The following is a 5,304-nucleotide window of genomic DNA, read 5'->3' on the forward strand; positions in this document are numbered from 1 at the left end:
GTGGAGGACACACCGTTGCCCAGCCCAGGAGACGACCCATGAGCGCCACCCCGAACGACCCCGACGTCGAGCAGACCGAGCGCGAGGAGGCTCCGGAGCAGGAGGCCGCCGGCGTCGAGATCGGTCGCACCGAGGGTGAAGGCAGCACCTTCGAGCCGGAGGAGGACCCGGAGGGCCACGCGAGCTCGTCGCCGTGAACCCTGACCTTCCCCTCGCTCGCGCCTAGACTGCGAGACGGGGATCGCGGCGATTGTCGTTGGAGGCGCCATGCCCGCCGAGCGTGCCGACCAGGTGGCCACCTTCTGTCCGATGTGCGTCTCACGCTGCGGCGCGACGGCCACCGTCGTCGACGGTCGGCTCACCGCGATCGGGCCCGACCCGGCTCATCCCACCGGTCGGGCGGTCTGCGTGAAGGGCAAGGCCGCGCCCCACATCCTCGAGCATCCCGACCGGCTGCTCCATCCGCTTCGTCGGACCCGTCCCAAGGGAGCGACGGACCCGGGGTGGGAGCAGATCAGCTGGGACGAGGCGCTGGGAGCGATCGCCGACAGGCTGGGGACGATCGCCGCGGAGAGCGGCCCGGAGGCGGTGGTGTTCGGGTCGGCCTCGCCGTCCACGTCGGCCCTCAGCGACTCGGTGGACTGGGTCACGCGGCTGCGCCGGGCCTTCGGCACCCCGAACTTCGTCTGCTCGATGGAACTGTGCGGCTGGGGCCGGTTCCTGGCATCGACCTACACCTTCGGCGCACCGGTCCCCGGGGCGTTCATGCCCGACCTCGACGACGCCGGCTGCATCCTCTTCTGGGGCTACAACCCGTCGGTCTCCCGCCTCGTGCACGCCACGGCGACCGTCGACGCGGTGAACCGTGGCGCCCGGCTCGTCGTCGTGGACCCGCGGCGCACGGGGCTCGCCAGCAAGGCGGAGCACTGGCTCCAGGTCCGGCCCGGCACCGATGCGGCGCTCGCGCTCGGGTTGACCCACGTCATGCTCGAGCAGGGCTGGTACGACGAGGAGTTCGTGCGTCAGTGGACCAACGCTCCGCTGCTGGTCCGCCTCGACACCGGTCGGCTGCTCGTCGCCGACGAGCTGGCCCGTCCGACCGGCGGGGCCGGGTTCGTGGCCTGGGACCGCTCGGGCTCCGGACCCGTCGTCTACGACCCGACCTTGCGGGCGTACGGGACCGAGGTGTCACGGCTCGCCCTGGCAGGCACCGTCGAGGTCGACACGGTCGACGGGCCGGTCCCCTGCCGTCCGGTTCTCGAGCACCTGCGCGTGCACTGTGAGGCGATGACGCCGGAGGCGACCGAGGCGGTGACCGGTGTGTCCGCCGATGCCGTCGTGGCCACCGCCCGCACGTTGTGGAGCTCGCGCCCCGTGGCGTTCTACAGCTGGAGCGGCGTCGAGCAGCACGCCAACACCACGCAGATGATCCGCGGCATCAACGTCCTCTACGCGCTGACCGGGTGCCTCGACGCCCCCGGTGGCAACGTGCTGTTCACGCCGGTGCCGACCAACCCCGTCGACGGGCCCGAGCTGCTCGGCACGGAGCAGCGTGCCCGGGCCATCGGGCTGGACCACCGGCCGCTCGGCCCCGCGCGGTTCGAGTTCGTCACCGGCGAGGACTTCTACACCGCAGCCCTGGAGCACCGGCCCTACCGGGCGAGGGCCCTGGTCAACTTCGGCGCCAACCTCGTCATGGCACACGGGGACAGCGGCCGGGTGCGGGGGGCCCTGGCATCACTGGACTTCTTCGTGCACGCCGACCTCTTCCCCGGCCCCACCGCCGACCTGGCCGACATCGTCCTGCCCGTGGCAAGCCCCTTCGAGTCCGAGGCACTGCGGGTCGGTTTCGAGGTCAGCCAGCGCGCCCAGTCGCACGTCCAGCTGCGGCGCCCCGTCGTCGCGCCACGGGGCGAGGCGCGGTCGGACCTGCAGATCGTCTTCGCCCTCGCCGACCGCCTCGGCCTGGGTGAGCACTTCTGGGGCGGCGACCTCGAGGCCGCCTGGCGACACCAGCTCGCCCCCAGCGGCATCACGCTCGAGGCCCTGCGCGCCCAGCCCCGGGGCATCACCCTGGACCTGCCGACCGCATACCGCAAGCACGAAGCCCACGGCTTCCGGACGCCGACGGGTCTGGTGGAGCTGTACTCGCAGAGCCTGGCGCAGCACGGCCAACCGGCGCTGCCCACGTTCGTCGAACCTCCGCTCAGTCCTCGGTCCCGACCGGACCTCACGGCCACGTACCCCCTGGTCCTCACCAACGCGAAGTCCCTGCGCTACTGCGAGTCCCAGCACCGCCAGATCGCCGAGCTGCGTCGGGCCGCTCCCGACCCGCAGGTCGAGGTGCACCCCGACACCGCCGCGGCCCGCGGCATCGAGGCCGGCGACTGGGTGCGCATCACCACGCCGAACGGGACGGTCACGGCCCGAGCCAGGCTCAACGCCGGCCTCGACCCCGGAGTGGTGTGCGCCCAGCACGGCTGGTCACAGGGGTGCGACGCCCTCGACCTGCCGCACGCCGACCCCTTCGAGATGGGCGGCGTCAACCTCAACCTGGTCCTGCGGCAGTCGCCCAGCGACCCCGTCAGCGGCAGCTCGCCGCTGCGCGCGTCCCTCTGCGACCTCGCGCCCGCCTCGCCGCTCGAGCCTTCCTGAGACCGAACCGCCCCGACACTGCGGCGGGCGCTGCCCGCCGGCCGGTCACCCGTCGGGGCGTTGCCTCCGTCGTCGGACGAACTCCTCCACGGTGGCCACCTCGGGATGGAGGGTCCGGGTGTCCGCCGGGTCGACGTGCACCTCGTTCGTCGCCAGCCATCGCCACATCCGGGTCAGGTCAGGGCCGACGAACCGCTGGAACAGCCACACCGGCATCGGTACTCGCCGGGGGTTCCGACCGGTCACCCGACGCCAGAGCGCGCGGCACTCGGCCAGTGTTCGGATGTCCCCGGCCAGCGGAAGGTCTGCGCCGACGTACGTGGCCGGGTCGGCGAACGTCCGCGCCGCGATGGCACCCACGTCCTGCGCCGACAGCCACGGGATCGGGCGGTCCTCACCGACCAGCCGTGGCATCAGCTGCCACGCCGCCACGGGCGGGTAGAGGTCCCGGTCGGTCATCAGCTCCATGAACGCCATGGGTCGCAGCACCGTCAGCGGCAGTCCCTGGCTGCGGGCGTAGCCGGCCACCTCGAGCTTCACGTCCCACGCCGCGACGCCGCTGCCCGGCGTCCCGGGGCCGGCCGAACCGTAGACGAGGTGGGACACCCCGCCGGCCACGGCCGCGTCGACGACGTTCCTGCCCTGGGCGGCCTCGCCGTCCGCGCCGCTGATCATGGGGTTCTGCACGCTGAAGACGCCGTGGACGCCGGTGCAGGCGCGGCGGACGGCGTCGGGGTCGGACAGGTCGGCGCCGACCACGTCCACGCCGAGGCCGGCCAGCTCGCGCGCGGCAGCCGAGTCCGGTGACCGGGTGATGCCCCGTACCCGCCACCCCTCGGAGAGGAGCCGACGCGCGACGGCCCCGCCCTGCCGACCCGTTGCCCCCGTGACGACGATGACCTGCTCGTCGCGCGCCATGGTCCCTCCTCCCTGCACCGTTGGCTCCAGTGTGCCGCGGAACCGCCCGCCCGCGGGCCCCGGAACGGCGGCCTCCGGGAGTTCCGGCCCCGGCATCCGGCGCGCATACTGGGGGCAATGACACCCTCACCTGCACACCCGCGTCCCCGTCACGCCAGCAGCCCCTTCCAGCCTGACCCGGAGCCGACGGTCGAGGAGTTCGGTCTCGACGACCGGGTCTCGCACGACTCCTACGGGTTGGGTCGGGTCGTGAGCATCGACGCCGGCGGGGCGACCGTCGTCTTCGGCAGCCGGACGATCCGGATCAAGACGCCCTTCCGCAAGATGACCAAGCTCTAGGCGGGCCAGCCCCGCGCAGCGATGTACCAGGCGGCCGACGTCAGCACGACGACGACGAGGAGCGCGAAGAGCAGGCCGCCGGCCACGGGCAGGAACCACCCGGGTGCGCGCTTCGAGCGAACCGCCACCGCCTTGACCACCAGCGCCCCGATGACGACGCAGCCGAGCACGCCGTGCACGAGCGTCCGCATCGGCACGGGCTCTCCGCTCGCGAAGGTCCCGGTCTCCAGGCCCAGCGCCCACAGACAGTGGTAGGCCACGACGACGATGAGCACGACGGCAACCGCGCCCGAGACCCGGTGTGCCGTTCCGAGCCAGGAAGGCGCCCGGACGCCGAGCCGGCCGTACATCCAGAGCGCTCCGACGAGCTGGAGCACGGCGAGCACCCCGATGACCACGGACAGCACGACCTTCATGTCGACGACCGTTCGGAAGCCGAACGTCGTCGTGCCGGCGAGGGTCGGGTCGTGCACCTTGCCGAACACCCCGACGAGCAGGGCAACGACGGCCCCGGTGGCGAACCCGGCCAGGGGGACGGCGGTGCTCCTCGACGGCGTGGTGTCTGCCATGGCGTCAGGATGCTCCTGCGCCGGCTCGTGCGGGAGCGGAACGCCGGAACGCCCGCCCGACGACCCGCGTGTGGCGTCGGACCGGTCACCAGCCGCCGCGGTGCACCACCTCGTCGAAGGGACGCCGGTCCGGCCGTTCGATGACGGCCAACGGCTTGTCCGACGGGTAGCCGACGGCCAGCAGGTAGGCGAGGAACCGCCCGTCGGGAAAGCCGAGGACGGCCCTGGCCTGGTCCTGGTCGACGGCGGCAGCATGGCCCGTGCCGACGCCCAGGTCGGCCGCGGCGACGGCCATCGCATACGTGGCCTGGCCGAGGTCGTACTGGAGCAGGGCCGACTGTCGGTCGTCCTGCGGCTCCGGCGCGACGATCGCGATCGCGGCCGCCGCACCGGCGACGTGCCTGGCGCCCTGCCAGACCTTCGCCAGCTCGACGAGCTGCGCCCTGTCGGTGACGAGCACGAAGTCCCACGGCTGCCAGTTGCCCGCCGACGGGGCGCGTCGCCCAGCATCGAGGATGCGGTCGAGCGCCTCGTCGGGAACGCGCTGCTCGGTGAACTGCCGTACGTTCCGCCGCGCCCGCAGGGCGTCCCACGTCTCCACGGTCACATCGTGCGCCTCCGGTGCCGGGTGTCGCCACCTCGGTTCGTGGTCGTCACGAAAAGACGGACGTGGACCGACGCGCTTTTCGGGGTAAGGCCAACAGTGACCTTCTGCGAGGCCCGCACCAGCGTCCGGACACGCACGCGGCGTCCGGACGGGCCGGCTGCTTCGCAGGACGGGCCTCAACCAGAGCAAGGGCGCCGGAGGGCGCCGGGATGGAGC

At 72.9% G+C, this 5,304-nt stretch carries 6 protein-coding genes; 3 read left to right on the top strand and 3 right to left on the bottom strand.

The annotated features are described in order from the left end of the window. The first annotated feature begins 38 nt into the window (after positions 1-38). On the top strand, positions 39-197 hold the full coding sequence (locus ACPYOM_RS20750) for a hypothetical protein (RefSeq protein WP_481342925.1): 159 nt from the start codon (positions 39-41) through the stop codon (positions 195-197). A 70-nt stretch (positions 198-267) separates the two neighbouring features. Beyond that, a complete protein-coding gene (locus tag ACPYOM_RS20755; protein ID WP_481347402.1) occupies positions 268-2,655 on the top strand; it encodes a molybdopterin-containing oxidoreductase family protein in 2,388 nt (795 codons plus the stop codon). 45 nt (positions 2,656-2,700) lie between these two features. Here the strand turns inward: ACPYOM_RS20755 and ACPYOM_RS20760 are convergent, their stop codons facing one another. After that, positions 2,701-3,573 carry an NmrA/HSCARG family protein gene (locus ACPYOM_RS20760; protein ID WP_481347403.1) on the bottom strand — a complete coding sequence of 291 codons (873 nt, stop codon included), beginning with the start codon at positions 3,571-3,573 and terminating at the stop codon, positions 2,701-2,703. A 117-nt stretch (positions 3,574-3,690) separates the two neighbouring features. Here ACPYOM_RS20760 and ACPYOM_RS20765 point away from each other — a divergent pair, with 117 nt between their 5' ends. After that, the gene (locus tag ACPYOM_RS20765) at positions 3,691-3,912 is read left to right on the top strand and encodes a hypothetical protein (protein ID WP_481347404.1); all 222 of its coding nucleotides are present in this window, start codon (positions 3,691-3,693) and stop codon (positions 3,910-3,912) included. Here ACPYOM_RS20765 and ACPYOM_RS20770 read toward each other — a convergent pair. Further along, a complete protein-coding gene (locus tag ACPYOM_RS20770) occupies positions 3,909-4,481 on the bottom strand; it encodes a DUF6529 family protein (RefSeq protein ID WP_481340936.1) in 573 nt (190 codons plus the stop codon). The genes ACPYOM_RS20765 and ACPYOM_RS20770 overlap by 4 nt on opposite strands. Before the next feature lie 85 nt (positions 4,482-4,566). Then, the gene (locus ACPYOM_RS20775) at positions 4,567-5,088 is read right to left on the bottom strand and encodes a nitroreductase family protein (RefSeq protein ID WP_481340935.1); all 522 of its coding nucleotides are present in this window, start codon (positions 5,086-5,088) and stop codon (positions 4,567-4,569) included. Between the last annotated feature and the right edge of the window lie 216 nt (positions 5,089-5,304).

The organism is Monashia sp. HAY1-2A (genome assembly GCF_056755315.1).